Genomic DNA, 17,862 nt, shown 5'->3' with positions numbered 1-17,862 from the left:
TCCGCCGGCGCCGGGGTGCACAATGGCGACGGCCGGCAGGGACGGCTACGGGCGCGCCCGGACGAGCACGCACGAGCAGGGACGAGAGGGACGCGGATGCACGGCATCGCAGGCTGCGAGGTGGCCGCTGCGGCCTGCTCGGGCCACGGCGCCCCGCGCGTCGCCCCCGCCTGACCCGTCGCACGTGCCGGCCGGTCGGGACCAGGGCGGCGCACCGTCGTCGTGCCCACCACCGCCGCACACCCGCGCCGTCGCGCGCCCGGCGGGACCCTGACCGGAGATCCCATGGAACCCCTGACCGACAAGCAGATCCGCGCGTCCTTCGTGAACGCCTCGCGCCGGGAGGCGGCCCAGGCCGTGCTGCCCGTGCTCGACGAGCTCGACTGGGACCGCCTCGACTACCTGGGCTGGCGTGACCGCAAGGCGCCGCTCGTCGCGTACGCGGTGGTGCCGGTGGACGGCACACCCGTCGGGGTGCTGCTGCGCTCGACCGACGCCAAGGAGCGCATCCGCCGCCGCGCGGTGTGCGCGTGGTGCGAGGACGTCGTCGTGACCGACGACGTGAGCCTGTACGTGGCCCGACGAGCGGGTGCGGCGGGCCGGCGCGGCAACACGATCGGCACGCTCATCTGCACGCACTTCGCGTGCTCGCGCAACGTGCGGCGTCCGCCGACGCGCACGGAGGCGGGCGACGACGCGCAGGAGCGCCGCGAGCTGATCGTCGCTGCTCGGGTCGCGGGGCTGCGTGAGCGTTCGGCGCGGTTCGTGGCCGAGGTGCTGCGCGACGCGTGACCCGCGCGGCGCCCGGACCGTCCGTCAGCCGGCCCGCTGGTCAGCTGGTCCGCCGGCTCAGGTGGCTGCGAGGTCGCGCGCGCGCAGCAGCACGGCGTCGAGCATGGGCGGGGTGAGCCGGCCGGTGAACGTGTTCTGCTGGCTCACGTGGAAGCACCCGAGCAGCGTGAGCGCCTGCTCGCCACGGGTCACGACGACCTCGCCGCCGTGCGCGAACCGCGGCGCGGGCCGGGGGACGGCCCAGCCGAGGTCGCGCAACGTGTCGAGCAGGGCCGCCCAGCCGAACGCGCCGAGCACCACGACGACGCGCGGGTCGACGGCCGACAGCTCGCGTGCGAGGAACGGTGCGCACGCGCGGCGCTCGTCGGACGTGGGCGCGTTGGCGGGCGGTGCGCAGCGCACGGGTGCGGTGGTCCGCACGCCGGTGAGCCGCAGGCCGTCGTCGGCGCTCACGGACGTCGGCTGGTTCGCCATGCCGACCCGGTGCATGGCGGCGAACAGGAAGTCGCCCGAGCGGTCGCCGGTGAACATGCGGCCGGTGCGGTTGGCGCCGTGCGCGGCGGGTGCGAGGCCGACGACGAGGATGCGGGCGTGCGCGTCGCCGAACCCGGGGACGGGCCGGGCCCAGTACTCCTGGTCGCGGAACGCGGCGCGGCGCTCGCGGCCGACCTGCTCCCGCCACGCCACGAGCCGGGGGCAGCGCCGGCAGACGACCACGTCGGCGTCGAGCTCGGCCAGCGCGGGGGAGCGGGCCGCGTCCGGGTCGCCCGGCGGGACGGGTGGCGCGGTCACCGGAACCGGTCGGGGTCCCCGGCACCCTCGCGGACGACCTCGGGGGAGTCGGAGGTCCAGTCGACGACGGTGGTGGGCGTGGTGCCGCAGTCGCCCGCGTCGACGACGGCGTCGAGCTCGTGGTCGAGCTCCTCCTTGATCTGCCACCCCTCGGTCATGGGCCAGTCGTGGCCGGGCATGAGCAGGGACGACGACAGGATCGGCTCGCCGAGCGCGCGGACGATGGCCTGCGCGACGGCGTGCTCGGGGATGCGCACCCCCACCGACCGCTTCTTGGCGTGCGCGAGGCGGCGGGGGACCTCGGGCGTGGCCTGCAGGATGAACGTGTACGGGCCGGGGGTGGCGGCCTTGATCGCGCGGAACGCGCTGTTGGGCAGGTGCACGAGCTGGCCGAGCTGCGCGAAGTCGGCGCACACGAGCGTGAAGTGGTGCTTGTCGTCGAGGTGCCGCAGCCGGCGGATGCGTTCGGCGCCCTGCGCCGAGCCCATCGTCGTGCCGAGCGCGTAGCAGGAGTCCGTGGGGTAGGCGATCACGCCCCCGCCGCGCAGGACGTCGGCCGCCTGCGCGACGAGGCGCGGCTGCGGGTCGTCGGGGTGCACGTCGAGGTACCGGGCCATGGCGCCCACCGTAGTCCCGGGCGGGATGGCACGCCGGTCGAGCCGGACGGCCGTCGAGGCCCTGACCAGGACCTTCGTCGGACCGGGGGAACCCTGAGGGGCCCGTGGGGTAACTCAGGGGTGCATCCGGGGGAAAACCCCATCGACCCGGGGGCACCCGGGGACGAGGATCGTCGTCGTGACCACTGACATGCTTCCCCCTGACCCCGCCACGGTGATCGCGTCCGCGCGCGGCCTGGTCAAGACGTACGGCCGCGGCGACACCGCGGTGCACGCCCTCGCCGGGATCGACGTCGACTTCGAGCGCGGTCGGCTGACCGCGACGATGGGCCCGTCGGGCTCCGGCAAGTCGACGCTCATGCACTGCATGGCCGGCCTCGACAAGCCCACCGACGGGACCGTGACGGTCGACGGCGAGGCGGTGTCCTCGATGTCGGAGCGGCGCCTGACCAGGCTGCGTCGCGACCGCCTCGGCTTCGTCTTCCAGGCGTTCAACCTGGTCCCGACGCTGACCGCGCTCGAGAACATCGTGCTGCCCCTCGACATCGCCCGCCGCCCGGTGGACCCGGACCACCTCGACGCGGTGGTGCGCGCGGTGGGTCTGCAGGACCGCCTCGGCCACAAGCCCGCCGAGCTGTCGGGCGGTCAGCAGCAGCGGGTGGCGTGCGCGCGTGCGCTCGTGACGCGTCCGGCGGTCGTGTTCGCCGACGAGCCCACGGGCAACCTCGACTCGACGTCCGCGCGTGACGTGCTGGGCTTCCTGCGCCGCAGCGTGGACGACCTGGGCCAGTCGGTCGTCATGGTGACGCACGACCCGGTCGCCGCGTCGTACGCGGACCGTGTGCTGTTCCTCGCCGACGGCCGGATCGTCGACGAGCTGCTGGCGCCCACGCCGGACTCGGTGCTGGAGCGCCTGGGCCGGCTCACGCGTCAGTCCGCGCCCGCCGAGGTGGTGTGATGCTGCGCGTCACGCTGCGCGGGGTCCGGGCGCACGCCGTCCGGTTCCTGCTCTCGGTGCTGGCCGTGGCCCTCGGGGTCGCGTTCGTCGCGGGCACGTTCAGCCTGCGCACGATGATGTCGAGCACCTTCGACGGGATCGTCGAGGCGTCCGCCCCCGCGGACGCGTACGTGCAGGGCGCGACGCAGGTCGCGGGTGGTGAGGCGGGGTTCAGCGTCGGGGAGACGCGCACGCCCGTGCCGCTCGCTCTCGCCGACGAGCTCGCCCAGGTCGACGGGGTGCGCTACGCGCTGCCGGACGTCGCGGGCTCGATCGTGCTGGTCGGTGCGGACGGCACGGCCGTGCAGTCCACGCAGGCGCCGTCGTTCGGCGTCGCGTTCGACGACCGCGACCCGTACCTCGACCTGGTCGCGGGTGCGGTGCCGCAGGGGGCCGACGAGGTCGCGCTCGAGTCGGCGACGCTCGAGTCGTCGGGCCTGGCGATCGGTGACACGACGCGCGTCGTGATCGACGGCGGGGTCCGCGAGGTGACGGTCGTCGGCCAGGTGGACCTGGGCGGTCCCATGGCGGGCGCGACGATCGTGCTGCTCGACCCGGCGACCGCGGAGGCCGCGTACGCGCCGGACGGCACGGTCGCACAGATCGCGCTGCACGCCGAGCCCGGGTACGACGAGGCGGCGCTCACCGCCGCCGTCGCGGACGCGCTGCCCACGCTCGCTGGCGGCGACGACGCGCGGGTCGTGACGGGCACCGAGCTGCGCGACGCGCTGCAGTCGGACATCGACGAGATGCTCGGCTTCGTCACCACGTTCCTGCTGATCTTCGCGGTGATCGCGCTGTTCGTCGGCGCGTTCATCATCGCCAACACGTTCGCGATGTCGGTGCGCCAGCGAGTGCGCGAGTTCGCGCTGCTGCGTGCCGTGGGTGCGTCGCCCGGTCAGGTGTTCACGGTGGTCGTCGGGCAGGCCGCGATCGTCGGCCTCGTCGGGGCGGCGCTCGGTGTGCTCGGCGGGCTGGGCCTGGTCTCGGCGCTGCGCGCGGTGTTCGCGCAGATGGGCATGGACCTCACGGCGGACATCCCGCTGTCCACGTCGAACGTGGTGGGCTGCCTGGTGCTCGGCACCGTGGTGTCCGCGGTCGCGTCGGCGTTCCCGGCCCGCACGGCCGCGCTCGTCGCGCCCGTCGAGGCGATGCGTGGTGACATCACGGTGCACGAGCGCTCGCTGCGCCTGCGCGCCGTGCTCGGTGCGGCGGTCGTCGCCGCGGGTGCCGCGGCGGTCGTCGCGGCGGTGCTGCGGCCCGCGTCGGAGGCGGCCGACGCGCTGCTCGGCACGGGTGCGGCGCTCGTCCTCGTCGGCGTGCTGGTGGCGTCCCCGACGCTCGCCCGCGCGTCGATGCGGGTCCTCGCCGCGCCGTTCGTCGCGCTGCTGCGGCCCGTGGGGCGGCTCGCCCGCGGCAACGTGGTGCGCAACCCGCGCCGCACCGCGAACACGGCCGGTGCGCTGACGATCGGCATGGCGCTCGTGGGTGCCGTGTCGGTGATCGCCGCCTCCGCGCAGGCGTCGCTCGCGAGCGTCGTCGAGAGCTCCACGGACGCGGACCTCGTGCTGCGCTCGGCGACGTACGTGATCCCCGAGGGCGCCGCCGACGACGTCGCGGACCTGCCCGAGGTGGGGCGCACGGCCGTCGTCGCGTTCACCCTCGCCGGTGTCTCGCCCAGCCCGGGTGTCACGCCGACGCCGCAGGACGCGGGCGGCGTGGTCGCACTCGGGGAGGGCGTGCTCGGCTCGACGCTCAAGGTCGACGTGGCCGCGGGTGACACCGCGGCGCTCGCGGACGACACCGCGCTGCTGAACACGGACTTCGCGGGCGACGACTGGTCGGTGGGCGACACCGTCACGGTGAGCACGGCCGCCGGGTCGCGTGACCTGCGGGTCGGTGCGCTGTTCTCCAGCCAGGTCGTCGGCTCGTCGGTGGTCGTCACGCCGGCCGTGCTCGACGAGCTCGCGCCCGGCGAGGCGCAGCAGATCGACACGGTGTTCGTGGACGCGGCGGCCGGCGTCTCGCCGGACGCGCTGCGTGCCGCGGTGACCGACGCGGTCGCGCCGTACGTCGTGGTGTCCGTGCAGGACCGCGACGAGTTCGTGGACCAGATGGCCGCGCAGGTCGACCAGCTGCTGGTGATCCTGTACGCGCTGCTGGGCCTGTCGCTCGTCATCGCGGTGCTGGGCATCGTGAACACGCTCGCGCTGTCGGTCATCGAGCGGACCCGGGAGATCGGGCTGCTGCGGGCCGTGGGGCTCGGGCGGCTGCAGCTCGCGGGGACGGTGACCGTGGAGTCGGTGCTCACCGCGGTGTTCGGGACGGTCGTCGGCCTCGTCGTCGGCGTCGGGCTCGCGGCCGCGCTGCCCACGGTCTACGCGGAGGACGGGCTCGACCAGCTCGTCGTCCCGTGGGGCGGGCTCGTGACGATGGTCGTGCTGGCCGTGGTCGTGGGGGTCGTCGCGGCGCTGTGGCCCGCGACGCGCGCGGCCCGCATGCGGGCGCTCGAGGCGATCGCCTCCGAGTGACGCACACCGAGCCGGGTCGTGGCGTGCGCAGCGGGCGCCGCGACCCGGCTCGCACCCGTGTGACGGGTGCGGGCTACTCCTCGGACGAGGCCTGCGTGGGTGGTTCGCGGAGCGCCAGCACCTCGGCCTCGCGGTAGCGCCGGTGCCCGCCGAGCGTGCGCACCGCGGAGAGCTTTCCGGCGCGCGCCCACCGCGTCACCGTCTTCGGGTCCACCCGGAAGTAGGACGCCACCTCGGCGGGGGTGAGGAGCGTCTCGGTGCGATCGTCCTGGTCGTGCTGCTGCTGCGGCATGGGTGCCTCCTTGCAACCGTTTCGCGTGGCAACTGGTGCACCACGCTGCCCCGATCGCACGGTTCGTGCACTTCGTGCCCGCGAGGATCGCCCGAACGTACCAGCGGCCGCCTGCACCCCGAGGCGGCCGGCACCCCGCCGGCGTCAGGCCGTGACCAGGTGGTCGGGGCAGACCTCGTACGTCCCGGGCGCGACGGTGAGCTCGGCACGGCCGCCGGTCAGCGACCGCAGGTCGAGCACGTACCGCGTGAGCTCGGACTGCGGCACGTCCGCCTCGATCACCACGCGCCCGTCGTCGAGCGTCGTCGTGGTCGTGATGCGGCCGCGCCGGCCCGACAGGTCGCCCATGACGTCGCCCTGCACCGACGGCGGGACGGTCACGCTGACGTGGTCGATCGGCTCGAGGACGACCGTGCCCGCGGCGGCGAGCGCGTCGCGCAGGCCGTTCGCGGCGGCCGTGCGGAACGCCATGTCGGACGAGTCCACCGAGTGCGCCTTGCCGTCGTACACCTCGACGCGCAGGTCCACCACGGGGTAGCCGTGCGGACCGCCGTGCGCCATCGCCTCGACCACACCGCGCTCCACCGCCGGGAGGTAGTTGCGCGGGATCGCCCCGCCGACCACCGAGTCGACGAACTCGAGGCCGGCACCGTGCGGCGCGGGGGAGACCCGCAGGTGCGCGACGGCGAACTGCCCGTGCCCGCCGGACTGCTTCTTGATCTTGCCCTCGGCCTCGACCGGGCGGCGGATCGTCTCCCGGTACGCCACGGGCACGGGCGACGTCGACACGTGCACGCCGAACACGCGCGCCAGACGCTCGAGCGCGACGGCGAGGTGCGTGTCGCCGAGCCCGCGCAGCACCGTGCGGTCCGACGAGCGGTCGACGAGGAGCGTCGGGTCCTCCGCCACGAGGCGGGTCAGCGCGGCGGACAGGCGGTCGTCGTCGGACTGGGTCACGGGCTCGAGCACGAGCCCGTACACCCCCTGCCGCGGACGCACCGCGGGCGCCGACATCGCGGCGCCCGGTCCGTTGCGGTCGGCCAGCAGCGAGCCGCTGGGCGTCCCGGTGAGCTTCGCGACCGCGACCACGTGGCCCGCCTGCGCCTCCTCGACGGGCAGGTGCTCCTTGCCGCGCAGGCGGAACACCCCGGGGACGCGCTCCTCGGTGCGGGTCGTGGTGTTGACGAGCCTGTCGCCCGCGCGCAGCGTGCCGGACAGCACGCGCAGCAGCGTGACCTGCCCGACGAAGGGGTCGGCGACCGTGCGGAACGCGTGCACGAGCACCGGGCCGACCGGGTCGACCTGCACCTCGACGGGCGTGTCACCCGCGAGCACGTGCGCGGGCCGGTCGCTGGGTGCGGGTCCGAGCTCGCACAGCAGGTCCGCGAGCCGGTCGACGCCCACCTGCGTGACGCCCGAGACGACGAGCACGGGGAACGCCTCGCCGTCGCGCACCTCGTGCGCGAGCGTGCGCTCGAGCTCGTCGGCCGACGGCTCCTCGCCGCTGAGGTACCGCTCGAGCGCGTCGTCGTCGTGCGACACGATCTCCTCGGTGACCTCGTCGTGCAGGCGGTGCTCCTCGTCGGCCACGTCGTCCGGGACGGGACCCGTCGAGTGCCGGCCGTCGGGCGTGTACTCGAGCCCCTCCTGCGCGAGCACGTCCGCGACGCCGTGGAACGCCTGCTCCTCGCCGAGCGGCAGCTCGACGGGCACGAAGCCGTCACCGAACGCCGTGCGCAGGTCCTCCAGCACGTGGTGGAAGTCCGCGCGCGCCTTGTCCTCCTTGGTCACGACGACCATGCGCGGCACGCCCGCTGCCTCGGCGAGCCGCCAGGCGACGTGCGTCCCCGGCTGCACGCCGTCGACCGCGGAGACGACGACGAGCGCGAGGTCCGCGACCGCGAGCGCTGCGTCCACCGCGCCCACGAAGTCCGCCGATCCGGGGGTGTCGAGCAGCGTCACGTCGTACAGCGCGCCGTCCGGCGTGGTCCACGTGAACGGCAGCGAGGACAGCGTCAGGGAGATGCCGCGCGCGATCTCCTCGGGCTCGTGGTCGCTGACCGTCGAGCCGTCCTCGACCTTCCCGGGCCTCGGGATCACGCCGGCGCGGTGCAGGAGCGCCTCGGTGAGGGTCGTCTTGCCCGCGCCCGAGGCTCCCACCAGGGCCACGGTGCGGATCCTGGGCGTCGTTGCCTGGTCCATGCTCGTCTCCCCGGCCGCCAGGCGGGTGCGAGGGCGGTTCCCACGGTGATCGTCGGCGACCTGGGCCCACGATAACGACGCACCCCCGGTGCCGTCAGGACGTCGGTCCCTGGGCGCCGGGGGTGCGTGCGTACGGTGTGCGGCGGTCGGTCAGGAGGCCCAGAGGACGTCGACGACGAACACCAGCGTCGAGTTCGCGGGGATCTTGCCGTTCTCCTTGTCCCCGTAGCCGAGGTCCGGCGGGACGACGAGCAGCACCTGGTCGCCGACGTGCGTGCCGACGAGGCCCTGGTTCCAGCCGTCGATGACCTGCGCGTTGCCGATCGAGGAGACGGGGAACGGCTGGCCGTTGGCCCAGCTGGAATCGAAGACCGTGCCGTCCCAGAGCGCGCCGTGGTACTGGACGAGGATGTTGTCGCCCTCCTCGACCTCCTTGCCGGTGCCCTTGATGAGGGGCTGCACGACGAGCTCGGTCGGGGCGTCGGCGGTTGCGGCGGTGAGCGTCGGGGCGCCGTCCTCCGCGAGCGTCACGGTCGGCAGGCCCTCGACGGGTGCGACGGCCTCGCCCTGCGCGCGCGAGCCGATCTTCTGCACCGGCTCGAGCACGTACACCTGCGTCACGTCGCCCGAGACGAGCGCGAACACGACCTGCGCGCCGAGCTTCTCGCCGACCAGCACCTCGTCGAGCGCGGGGATGCCGCTGCCGTCCTCGGCGACGCTCCACGTGCCCGTGGCCTTGTCCTGGTAGGTGCTGCCGAGCTTCTCGCCGTCCTCGCCGTTCACGGCGGTCAGCTGGATCTCGAGCGTGTCGCCCGCCGCGATCGCCTCGCCGTCGCCGGGTGTCGCGACGCGTGCGACGGCCGCCGAGACGGAGAACGGCGTGCTGGGCAGCGTGATGGTGGGCTCGCTGCCGGGCTTGCCCTCGACCTCGACCTTCTCGAGCGCGGCGACGTCCTCGGCGGAGGCGGTCGCGGGGGCGGTCGGCGCGGCGGTCGCGTCGGTGTCCGCGGTGGTCGTCGCGGTGGGCGTGGCGTCCGGTCCGTTGTCGTCGTCGCTGCACGCGGCGAGCGTGAGGGCGAGCAACGCCGCGATCGCGGCGGCGGCCAGGCGGCGGTGGGGCGTGCGGCGCACGGTGAGCTCCGGGGGTCGGGGAGCCGCCGCAACGGCGACGACCCACGAACGGTACGCGACTCGGCTGGGAGGTGTCTGGGCGTCCCGCCCCGCAAACGGTTCGTACCGGTCCGCGTGGGGTCAGGTGCGTGTCGTGACCGGGGAGCCGACGAGCGCGCGCTTCGGCAGGCGGCGGTCGAGCAGGATGATGACGAGCCCCAGCGCCGCGAAGCCCACGCCGTACACGAGCACGTTGAGCAGCAGGCCGCCCCACCCGAGCTCGCCGAGGTCGATGAAGCCGTACGGGTAGCCGAGGTCCCACACGGTGCCGCGCACGGTCGTGACCACGACGTACGCCACCAGGTACGTCAGCCACCACCACGCGTACCGCCAGCGCATGCGCCGGTGCGGGTCGAGCAGCAGGAAGTCGAGCACCGCGAGCACGGGGTTGAGCTGGTGCTCGACCTGGCCCGCGGTGAGTCCGAGCGTGAGGGTCGGGGCGTCCGCGGCCTCGGGCTCGAGCACGAACGCCGCGACGAGTCCCGTGATCGCCAGGAAGAGCGTCACGCCGCCCTTGAGCCACCCCGGCGGCTGCGGCGTGCGGCGCAGCGACGAGATCCCCGCCCACGTCATCACGACGGCGAGCAGGAAGCCGGACTGGTTGGTGAAGTACAGCAGGCCGTCGAGCTCGCCGTGCAGCCAGATGTCGCGCGTCCCCATGAGCGCGAGGTACACGACGAAGAACCGGAACAGCGCGACGACGACGTCCACGTGACCTCCTGGGCGGCGCGGTCGGCACCGGCGCCGACGCGGACGTCAGCGTGCCACCGCACGCCGGGCGCGCGCACCGCGCCGCGCCGCTCGTCGTGCCCCTGTCGGTGGGGGTTCGTAGGGTTCGGGGCGTTCGTACCGGTGGGCCACGACCTTCAGGAGGACGCATGGCGGCGCTGCGGTTCGGGATCGTCGGGAGCGGCTGGCGTGCCCAGTTCTTCGCGCGGGCGGCGCGCGCGCTGCCGGAGCGGTTCGCCGTCACGGGGGTGGTGACGCGGTCGGCGGAGCGTGGTGCGCAGGTCGAGCGGGAGTGGGGCGTGCCGACGGTGCGCACGGCGGCGGACCTGCTCGCGGCGCCCGACCGGCCCGAGCTCGTCGTCGTGTCCGTGCCCTGGCCCGTGACGCCCGAGGTGACCCGCGAGCTCGTCGCCGCCGGCGTCCCGGTGCTGGCCGAGACGCCGCCCGCACCCGATGTGGCCGGGCTCGAGAGCCTGTGGGCGGACGTCGGGGCGTCGGGGCTGGTGCAGGTCGCCGAGCACAGCCCGTTCATGCCCGCGCACCAGGCTAGGCGCGCGGTCGTCGAGGCCGGGCTGATCGGCGAGCCGACGAGCGTGCAGGTCTCGTCCACGCACCTGTACCACGCGGTCGGCCTGATCCGGTTCCTGCTGGGCGTGGGCCGCGGACCCGCGACGGTGCGGGCGCAGCGCTTCACCGCGCCCCTGCTGGACCCGGTCGCCCGCGACGGCTGGACCGACGCCACGCAGCCGGCGCCCGCGGGCACCGTGCTCGCGACGCTCGACCTGGGCGGTGGGCGCAGCGGCCTGTACGACTTCACCGACAACCAGTGGCACAACCCGCTGCGCACCAACCGGGTGGTCGTGCGCGGCTCGCACGGGGAGGTCGTCGACGACGCCGTCACGTGGTGGGGCGGCGACCGGACCGTCCTGACCAGCCGCGTCGACCGGCGCACGAGCGGCGTCGAGCAGGACCTCGACGGCTTCGACCTCACGCACCTGAGCCTGGGGGAGCGCGTGCTGTACCGGAACCCGTTCGTCGGGACGAGGTTCGCCGACGACGAGCTCGCGGTCGCCCACCTGCTCGCGGCGTGCGCGTCGTGGCTGCACGACGGCGGTCCGCAGCCCTACCCGCTCGCGGACGGCATCCACGACCACCGGCTCGGCCTGGCGATCGGCGAGGCCGCCGAGACCGGCGAGGCGGTCACGCTCCCTGTGCCGCCCTGGGCCTGAACGTCCGGATGCGCGATCCGCGAGCCGGTGCGAGCGTCGAGGGAGGGCCGGCCGTCGGGCGACGACCGCGACCTGCCGGGAGGTGCGATGGCTGTCACCGCGTTCGGGGATCTTCCCCTGGCCGACCGCGACCGTGAGTGGGACGGCGCGGCCGCCGAGAAGCGGGTGCGTGAGTGGGCGAAGGCGCAGGACGGGCCGAACGAGCGGTACCGCGACGCGCACGTCTGGTACGACGCGGACTCGAAGGAGAACTTCACCGCCTACAAGCTGCTCATCGCGGACGTCGTGGACGGACGGCTCAGGGCGGTGCCGCGCGGCGTGTTCGCGGCGGCGGCCGTGATGCAGGGCTCACGCGGCGGCGTGGACGTCCCCGCCAAGGACGTCGACCGCATCAAGAGCCACCTGGCCAAGTACTACGCGAAGCTCGACGAGACCCCGCCCTGGGAGTCCTGACCGGCGCAGGCGTCGGGGCGGCTGCCCGGACCTGCGGATTCGGCTCGGCGAACTCGACCCCGAGTCCGTGATGTCCGTATCCCGCCTGCCACCATGGAGGCCGTGACCTCCCCGACCGCTCCCACGCGTGCCCAGGTCCGCAGGTGGCGCCAGTACCTCGCGGACGAGCGCGCCGAGGCCGCGGCGTACCGCGACCTGGCGTCCCGTCGCACCGGCGAGGAGCGCGAGATCCTGCTCGCGCTCGCCGAGGCCGAGCGCCGCCACGAGCAGCACTGGCTCGACCTGCTGGGTGACGAGGTCGGCAAGCCGCTGCGCGGCGACTGGCGCACGCGCGTGCTCGGTTGGCTGGCGCGCCGGTTCGGGTCGGTGTTCGTCCTGGCGCTCGCGCAGCGGGCGGAGGCACGCTCGTCGTACGACGACGACGCGGACGCGACCGCGCAGATGGCCGCCGACGAGCGCATCCACGAGGAGGTCGTGCGCGGGCTCGCGATGCGGGGGCGCAACCGCATGTCCGGCACGTTCCGAGCCGCGGTGTTCGGCGCGAACGACGGGCTGGTGTCGAACCTCGCGCTCGTCATGGGCATCGGCGCGTCGGGTGTCTCGCAGCAGACCGTGCTGCTGTCCGGCCTCGCCGGGCTGCTGTCCGGTGCGCTGTCGATGGGGGCGGGCGAGTACGTCTCGGTGCGCTCGCAGCGCGAGCTGCTGGAGGCGTCGCGTCCCGGCCCGCACGCACGTGCGGCGCTGCCGCACCTCGACGTCGACGCCAACGAGCTCGCGCTCGTCTACCGCGCCCGCGGCATGGCCCCGCAGGACGCCGACGCCCACGCACGGCAGGTGCTCGGCTCGCTCGAGGCGTCGGGCGCCGCGCTCGTCGTGCCGGTCGACCCGGATGGTCCCGAGGGTGCCGCCAGGCCCGAGGACGCGACGGCGGGTGCGCCCGAGGTCGACGAGCACGAGACCGTCGGCACCGCGGTCGGTGCCGCGCTCGCGAGCTTCTGCTTCTTCGCGTCGGGCGCCGCGGTGCCCGTGGTGCCGTACCTGCTGGGTGCCGAGGGGTGGCACGCGGTCGCGTGGTCCGCGGGGCTCGTCGGGATCGCGCTGCTGGTCACGGGCGCGGTCGTCGGGCTGCTGTCCGGCACGTCGCCCGCGCGGCGTGCGTTGCGCCAGCTCGCGATCGGGTGGGGTGCCGCGGCCGTGACGTACCTGCTCGGACTCGCGTTCGGCACGACCGTCGGGTGACCTGCGGCGGACGTGTGACGGACATCGTCTTGTTTGGTAAGGCTTGCCTGCCTACAGTGGCCCCGTGACCGCGACCCAGACCGTGACCCAGACCGAGGCGCCCGCCCCGTTCCGCACGTTCCACGTCCAGGTCCGGGCGCTGGAGCGCGTCTGCCCCAGCCTCCTGCGCGTGACGTTCACCGGCGAGGACCTCGACAGGTTCGCCGACAACGGCTTCGACCAGCGCATCAAGTTCTTCCTGCCGCTCGACTGCGGCTACGAGGGCCTGCTCGACCTCACGCAGAGCGGCGACTGGTACGGCCGCTGGCGCGCGCTGCCCGACGACCGGCGTCACCCCATCCGCACCTACACCGCGCGCGGCGTGCGCCACGACGTGCGCGAGCTCGACGTCGACATCGTCCTGCACGGCGACGCCGGCCCCGCGTCCCGCTGGGCCACCAGCGCACAGGTCGGCGACGAGCTCGTCGTGCTCGGTCCCAACGCGGACGCGACCGGCCCCCACGGCGGCGTCGACTTCGTCCCGCCCCTGCACACCGAGGCGTTCCTCATCGCGGGCGACGAGACCGCGCTGCCCGCCATCGCGAACATCCTCGAGCGCCTGCCCCGCGACGCCCGCGGCGAGGCCCTGATCGAGATGCCGCTGTCCGCCGACCGCATGTCGATCAACGCCCCCGCCGGCGTCACGATCCACTGGCTCGGCCGTGACGGCGCCCCGCACGGTGCGCTGCTCGACCCCGCCGTCCGGGAGGCCGCCGCGCGCGTCCTTCCCCGTGGCTCGTCGGCCGACCTCGACGACGTGCCGTGGGCGTACGACACCGACGACATGCTGTGGGAGGTGCCCGTCGACCCCGCGACCGGCGCGCCCATGCGCGAGGAGTCGCAGGTGTACGCGTGGCTCGCCGGCGAGTCCGCCGTCATCCGTGGCCTGCGCCGCCACCTCGTCGCCGAGCGCGGCATCGACCGCAAGGCCGTCGCGTTCATGGGCTACTGGCGCCACGGCAGGTCCGAGGCCAGCTGACCCGCTACGGCGCCGGAGACGGCACCGGGTCGTGCAGCACGGTCTCGGTGTGGCTGCCGCGAGCGAACACGAACCAGTACACCGACGCTGCCACCGCCAACGCGGCGACGACGGTCGCGACGCCCAGCCACGGGTCGCCTCGCAGTGCCGGGTTCCTGACGAGCAGCCCGACGCAGTAGCCGAGGGCGACCAGGGAGATCAGCGCCCCGGCCGGCGGTAGCAGCACGAGCAGCGCCGCGCCGGTCACGGCCGTGACCACGGCACCTCGAACCGCGCGCCGTTCCTGAGCGCCGGGCCTGCCGGTCGCTCGACGCCGTCCTCGCTGCTCCGCCGGTCCACGTCGGCTCGTCCTGCTCGGTTCACGTGCGTCGTCCCCCTCGACCGCCGGCGTCGTCACCACACCGCCCACCCGAACGGTGGCGACTCGAGCGCCCGCCCCGCGACGCCCGCGGCGATGCCCTGATCGAGATGCCGCTGTCCACCGACCGGATGTCGATCGACGCCCCCGCCGGTGTCACCATCCACCGGCTCGGACGTGGCGGCGCTCCGCACGGCGCGCTGCTCGACCCCGCGGCGTCCGGGCCACGGCAGGTCCGAGGCGAGCCGACCTCGGACCTCCCGCACCCGCGGCTCGCGGCCCGGTCGTGACTGCGCGACACACTCGCGGACGGCCGGACGAATCGCCCACGCCGGCGGCCCGGCCCCGCTAGGGTCTCGCCACGCCCGTCGACGACCGCGGGTGCGGGCGCAAGGAGGCGTGTGATGGCAGGGACCCCTCTGGTCGGCGGGTGGTACGACATCGCCTGGACGTGCGCGGTGCTCGCGAACCTCGCGCTCGTCGCGGTCGCGCTGCAGCGGCTGGCGGCCGCGCACCACGTCGGGCGGCTCGTGCGGACGGTGCTCGCGCTCGCGGCGGTCGTCGTCCCCTTCCTGGGCCCGGGCCTGGTCATGCTGCTGGTCCCCGCGCCCGAGCGCGCCGCGGACCGCTGACGGAGGTGGCGCACGCGCTGGACCCAGCAGCGGCGTGTCGTTCGTGTGAAACCGCGCGATGTTCTTGTGAACGGCGCGGGCCACGACGGTCACGGCACTAGCGTCGTCAACGGGTACAGGGGGGCATGGGTTGAGGAAGATGCGCATCCGGCGTGGGCTGCCGTTGGTCGTGGCCGTGGCCGTGGCCGTGGTCGTGGTCGTGGTCGTGGTCGGAGGGTGCGGCCTGGACTCGGCCCCGTCGGAGGTGGTGCCGACGCAGGTACGGGGCATCAGCCTGGGGGCGGAGCTCAACGAGGAGACCGGCGCCGTGGTGCTGCCGGCGGATCGGTTCACCGAGACGTTCCTCGAGATGGACCTGCTCGCGACGGCATCGTCCGTCGCGGTCGGCCAGTGTGCTGCGGAGCGGGGCGTGACGCTCACCCCGCCGAAGCCGCTCACCGACCCGGTGTACGTCGCGGAGCAGTACTACGGCCCGTGGACCCGCGATCAGGCCGAGCGGTTCGGCTTCGTCAAGCCCATGACCCAGGCGGACCTGGCCGCGAACGGGATCGTCGCCGGCACGCCGGACGCCGACGGCCCGCCGCCGAACGGTGACCTCACGGACGAGGACTGGAAGGTCGTCGACGCGTGCGCCGCGGCGCCGCAGTCCACGCGGTTCGACGACGCCCTGCGTCACGTGGGCCCGTGGTACGCCGAGCTCGAGGCGGTGCGGGACCAGGTCTTCGACGACGCCGAGGCGAAGGACGCGCTCGCCGATCTCGAGGCGTGCTACGACCAGGCGGGGATCGGGGTGTCCCGCGACGACAGCCCGGGGTGGCCGCGCGGTGCGAACGGGTCGGTGATCGACCAGCAGCAGATCCAGCTCGCGCTCGCGTCGGTCGAGTGCAAGCAGAAGACGGACTTCACCGCGAGGGTCGCCGCCGTGGAGGCACGGCTGCAGGCCCCGATCATCGTGAAGTACGCCGACGAGCTCGTGCAGAAGCGAGCCGAGATCGACCAGGCTCTCACGGCAGCCCGCGCCCTCCTGGCTGACGCGTGAACGATCGCCACTCACGGTCCCGGTGGCTGTGGCTGTGGGCGGCCGCAGCGGTCGCGGCCGTGGTCGTCGCGTTCGTCCTCGGGGCGCAGGTGCGTTCGCCGTGGGAGGTCGCTGTCGCGAACTCCCACGCGAACCCGCTGGTGACGGCGACGGTCGAGGAGCGCACGCTCGTCGTGGAGGGGCAGGACGTCACCGGGACCGTGACGCTCGGGCGGACCCAGGACGTCCCAGCGCCCGGGGGGGAGGGCGTGCGAGCGGTCGTCACCGCGACGCCCGTTGCCGCGGGGGACGGGGTCGCTCCCGGGGTGGTGCTCGTCGAGGTGTCGGGTCGGCCCGTGATCGGGTGGGAGCTGCCGTTCCCGATGTACCGGGACCTGCGGGGCGGGGCGAGGGGGCCGGACGTCCGAGCCGTGCAGCAGGCGCTGCTCGCCGCGGGCCACTACTCAGGCGCGGTGGACGGCGTGTACGGGCCGGCGACCGCGCTCGCGGTCGTGGCGCTGTACCGGGCGGCGGGCGCCGAGCCGCCGGAGGTGCCGGCAGACGCCGTCGCGGCAGCACGTGCGGCGGATCAGGCGGTCGCGGACGCGCGCGCTGCGCTGCCCACGGGCGACGAGGGCGACGGCCGCGACGAGGGCGCCGACGACGGGCGCAGCGCGCAGCAGGCGTTGGCCGAGGCCCGCCGGGCCGCCGCGGAGGCCCACACGGCAGCGCTCGCCCCGCTGCCGGCTGCTGAGACGTTCGACCTCGACGGCGCGGAGGTCACCCTGGTGCGCGTGTCGCGGGTCGGCACGGTCGTCGAGCCCGGTGGTCCGGTCGCGCAGGTGCGGTCCGGCACCGCGACCGTCACGGCACGGGTCGGGCTGGGCGCGTCCGACGCGTACACCGTCGGGGCATCGGTCACGGTGTCGGCCCAGGTCGGCGGCGCGACGACCGCGGCGACGGTCACGTCGGTCGGAGAGTTCGTCGCCGAGGCGACGCAGGAGGGCGCGCCGCCCGGGTACGACGTCACGATCGAGCTGCCCGAGGACGCGGGGCTCGAGGACGGCACGGGGGTCGTCGTCCAGGCCGCGGAAGGTGACGAGGCCGAAGGGCTCGCGGTCCCGCTCGTCGCGGTGCGCGAGGACTCGTCGGGCACGTTCGTCCTGCGTCTGCCCCCCGGGCTGGAGGACCCGCGCGAGCAGGACGCCGAGCGGGTTGCGGTCACCGTGACGACGACCGGGGACGGGTACGCGCTCGTGGCGGACACGGACCTGGCGACCGGCGACGTGGTCGTCGTCGCGACGAGACCGTGACGCTGGTCCTGCGTGCGCGGGACGTGCACAAGACGTACCGGACCGACCCGCCCGTGCCCGTGCTGACGGGCGTGGACCTCGAGCTGCGGGCGGGGGAGCGGGTCGCGGTGGTCGGGCGCTCCGGGTCCGGCAAGTCGACGTTCCTCAACATCGTGGGGCTCCTCGACACCCCGACGAGCGGGCAGGTCGAGCTGCTCGGGCAGGACACCGGCGCGCTGTCCGCGCACGCGCGCGACCGGCTGCGTGCGGGGACGCTCGGGTTCGTGTTCCAGGAGCACCACGTCCTCGGCCACCGGACCGTCGCGGAGAACCTGGAGATCGCAGCGTCGATCTCGGGGACGCCCCGCGCGCGGCGACCGGCGCTCGTCAGCGCGGCCCTCGCGCGCGTCGGGCTCACCGGGCGGCAGCAGGCGCTCGGCCGTTTGCTCTCCGGCGGCGAGAAGCAGCGGCTCGTCCTCGCCGACGAGCCGACGGGCAGCC

Annotated in this window: 19 protein-coding genes; 12 read left to right on the top strand and 7 right to left on the bottom strand. The window is 74.6% G+C overall.

All coding sequences use genetic code 11. The features are described from left to right. The first annotated feature begins 285 nt into the window (after window positions 1–285). Entirely contained in the window at window positions 286–792 is a 507-nt protein-coding gene (locus tag CUD01_RS06525; RefSeq protein ID WP_141319670.1) for an FBP domain-containing protein, read from the top strand. 57 nt (window positions 793–849) lie between these two features. Here the strand turns inward: CUD01_RS06525 and CUD01_RS06520 are convergent, their stop codons facing one another. Both CUD01_RS06520 and CUD01_RS06515 read right to left on the bottom strand, forming a co-directional pair. After that, the gene (locus tag CUD01_RS06520; RefSeq protein ID WP_141319668.1) at window positions 850–1,584 is read right to left on the bottom strand and encodes a uracil-DNA glycosylase; all 735 of its coding nucleotides are present in this window, start codon (window positions 1,582–1,584) and stop codon (window positions 850–852) included. Continuing rightward, on the bottom strand, window positions 1,581–2,201 hold the full coding sequence (locus CUD01_RS06515; RefSeq protein WP_141319666.1) for an L-threonylcarbamoyladenylate synthase: 621 nt from the start codon (window positions 2,199–2,201) through the stop codon (window positions 1,581–1,583). The genes CUD01_RS06520 and CUD01_RS06515 overlap by 4 nt, the downstream gene beginning before the upstream one ends. A 190-nt stretch (window positions 2,202–2,391) precedes the next feature. Between CUD01_RS06515 and CUD01_RS06510 the strand changes: the two genes are divergently transcribed. Both CUD01_RS06510 and CUD01_RS06505 read left to right on the top strand, forming a co-directional pair. Next, complete coding sequence (locus tag CUD01_RS06510; protein ID WP_094181597.1) at window positions 2,392–3,159, top strand: ABC transporter ATP-binding protein; 768 nt, start codon at window positions 2,392–2,394, stop codon at window positions 3,157–3,159. Further along, entirely contained in the window at window positions 3,159–5,729 is a 2,571-nt protein-coding gene (locus tag CUD01_RS06505; RefSeq protein ID WP_141319664.1) for an ABC transporter permease, read from the top strand. Before CUD01_RS06510 ends, CUD01_RS06505 begins: the two co-directional genes overlap by 1 nt. A gap of 73 nt (window positions 5,730–5,802) precedes the next feature. Here the strand turns inward: CUD01_RS06505 and CUD01_RS06500 are convergent, their stop codons facing one another. The 4 genes from CUD01_RS06500 to CUD01_RS06485 all read right to left on the bottom strand — a co-directional run bounded on the left by CUD01_RS06500 (window position 5,803) and on the right by CUD01_RS06485 (window position 10,104). Beyond that, entirely contained in the window at window positions 5,803–6,021 is a 219-nt protein-coding gene (locus tag CUD01_RS06500; RefSeq protein WP_141319662.1) for a BldC family transcriptional regulator, read from the bottom strand. A gap of 144 nt (window positions 6,022–6,165) precedes the next feature. Next, on the bottom strand, window positions 6,166–8,223 hold the full coding sequence (locus tag CUD01_RS06495) for an elongation factor G (RefSeq protein ID WP_141319660.1): 2,058 nt from the start codon (window positions 8,221–8,223) through the stop codon (window positions 6,166–6,168). Between the two features lie 150 nt (window positions 8,224–8,373). Further along, entirely contained in the window at window positions 8,374–9,354 is a 981-nt protein-coding gene (locus CUD01_RS06490; protein ID WP_141319658.1) for an FKBP-type peptidyl-prolyl cis-trans isomerase, read from the bottom strand. 120 nt (window positions 9,355–9,474) lie between these two features. Next, a complete protein-coding gene (locus CUD01_RS06485) occupies window positions 9,475–10,104 on the bottom strand; it encodes a Pr6Pr family membrane protein (protein WP_141319656.1) in 630 nt (209 codons plus the stop codon). A 167-nt stretch (window positions 10,105–10,271) separates the two neighbouring features. Between CUD01_RS06485 and CUD01_RS06480 the strand changes: the two genes are divergently transcribed. From CUD01_RS06480 to CUD01_RS06465, 4 genes are all read left to right on the top strand, one after another. Further along, complete coding sequence (locus CUD01_RS06480; protein ID WP_141319654.1) at window positions 10,272–11,351, top strand: Gfo/Idh/MocA family protein; 1,080 nt, start codon at window positions 10,272–10,274, stop codon at window positions 11,349–11,351. A gap of 87 nt (window positions 11,352–11,438) precedes the next feature. Beyond that, window positions 11,439–11,804, top strand: a complete 366-nt coding sequence (locus CUD01_RS06475) for a hypothetical protein (RefSeq protein ID WP_141319652.1) — start codon at window positions 11,439–11,441, stop codon at window positions 11,802–11,804. Between the two features lie 93 nt (window positions 11,805–11,897). Next, a complete protein-coding gene (locus CUD01_RS06470; RefSeq protein ID WP_141319650.1) occupies window positions 11,898–13,043 on the top strand; it encodes a VIT1/CCC1 transporter family protein in 1,146 nt (381 codons plus the stop codon). A gap of 64 nt (window positions 13,044–13,107) precedes the next feature. Continuing rightward, window positions 13,108–14,061 carry a siderophore-interacting protein gene (locus tag CUD01_RS06465; protein WP_244937691.1) on the top strand — a complete coding sequence of 318 codons (954 nt, stop codon included), beginning with the start codon at window positions 13,108–13,110 and terminating at the stop codon, window positions 14,059–14,061. A 4-nt stretch (window positions 14,062–14,065) separates the two neighbouring features. Here the strand turns inward: CUD01_RS06465 and CUD01_RS06460 are convergent, their stop codons facing one another. After that, window positions 14,066–14,320 carry a hypothetical protein gene (locus tag CUD01_RS06460; protein WP_141319648.1) on the bottom strand — a complete coding sequence of 85 codons (255 nt, stop codon included), beginning with the start codon at window positions 14,318–14,320 and terminating at the stop codon, window positions 14,066–14,068. Window positions 14,321–14,529: 209 nt separating this feature from the next. Here CUD01_RS06460 and CUD01_RS17010 point away from each other — a divergent pair, with 209 nt between their 5' ends. From CUD01_RS17010 to CUD01_RS06435, 5 genes are all read left to right on the top strand, one after another. Next, window positions 14,530–14,709 (top strand): hypothetical protein, encoded by a 180-nt coding sequence (locus CUD01_RS17010; protein WP_243861002.1) that lies wholly within the window; start codon window positions 14,530–14,532, stop codon window positions 14,707–14,709. 114 nt (window positions 14,710–14,823) lie between these two features. Beyond that, window positions 14,824–15,051 carry a hypothetical protein gene (locus CUD01_RS16460; protein ID WP_166772041.1) on the top strand — a complete coding sequence of 76 codons (228 nt, stop codon included), beginning with the start codon at window positions 14,824–14,826 and terminating at the stop codon, window positions 15,049–15,051. 139 nt (window positions 15,052–15,190) lie between these two features. Further along, window positions 15,191–16,090, top strand: coding sequence for a hypothetical protein (locus tag CUD01_RS06445; protein WP_141319642.1), 900 nt, complete (start codon window positions 15,191–15,193; stop codon window positions 16,088–16,090). Further along, on the top strand, window positions 16,087–17,382 hold the full coding sequence (locus CUD01_RS06440) for a peptidoglycan-binding protein (protein WP_141319640.1): 1,296 nt from the start codon (window positions 16,087–16,089) through the stop codon (window positions 17,380–17,382). The genes CUD01_RS06445 and CUD01_RS06440 overlap by 4 nt, the downstream gene beginning before the upstream one ends. After that, on the top strand, window positions 17,379–17,862 hold a 484-nt coding region (locus CUD01_RS06435), incomplete at its 3' end, for an ABC transporter ATP-binding protein (protein WP_218023842.1). The genes CUD01_RS06440 and CUD01_RS06435, both read left to right, overlap by 4 nt.

It is taken from the genome of Cellulomonas uda (genome assembly GCF_006538705.1).
In the GTDB taxonomy this organism is placed as follows: domain Bacteria; phylum Actinomycetota; class Actinomycetes; order Actinomycetales; family Cellulomonadaceae; genus Cellulomonas; species Cellulomonas uda.
This window is presented reverse-complemented; position numbering and strand designations above follow the sequence as displayed.

Coding starts and splice junctions, on each gene's coding strand:
- CUD01_RS06505 (WP_141319664.1), top strand. CDS start 3,159: ATGCTGCGCGTCACGCTGCGCGGGGTCCGGGCGCACGCCGTCCGGTTC.
- CUD01_RS06470 (WP_141319650.1), top strand. CDS start 11,898: ATGGAGGCCGTGACCTCCCCGACCGCTCCCACGCGTGCCCAGGTCCGC.
- CUD01_RS06445 (WP_141319642.1), top strand. CDS start 15,191: ATGCGCATCCGGCGTGGGCTGCCGTTGGTCGTGGCCGTGGCCGTGGCC.
- CUD01_RS06500 (WP_141319662.1), bottom strand. CDS start 6,021: ATGCCGCAGCAGCAGCACGACCAGGACGATCGCACCGAGACGCTCCTC.
- CUD01_RS06515 (WP_141319666.1), bottom strand. CDS start 2,201: ATGGCCCGGTACCTCGACGTGCACCCCGACGACCCGCAGCCGCGCCTC.
- CUD01_RS17010 (WP_243861002.1), top strand. CDS start 14,530: ATGCCGCTGTCCACCGACCGGATGTCGATCGACGCCCCCGCCGGTGTC.
- CUD01_RS06475 (WP_141319652.1), top strand. CDS start 11,439: ATGGCTGTCACCGCGTTCGGGGATCTTCCCCTGGCCGACCGCGACCGT.
- CUD01_RS06525 (WP_141319670.1), top strand. CDS start 286: ATGGAACCCCTGACCGACAAGCAGATCCGCGCGTCCTTCGTGAACGCC.
- CUD01_RS06495 (WP_141319660.1), bottom strand. CDS start 8,223: ATGGACCAGGCAACGACGCCCAGGATCCGCACCGTGGCCCTGGTGGGA.
- CUD01_RS06510 (WP_094181597.1), top strand. CDS start 2,392: ATGCTTCCCCCTGACCCCGCCACGGTGATCGCGTCCGCGCGCGGCCTG.
- CUD01_RS06480 (WP_141319654.1), top strand. CDS start 10,272: ATGGCGGCGCTGCGGTTCGGGATCGTCGGGAGCGGCTGGCGTGCCCAG.
- CUD01_RS16460 (WP_166772041.1), top strand. CDS start 14,824: ATGGCAGGGACCCCTCTGGTCGGCGGGTGGTACGACATCGCCTGGACG.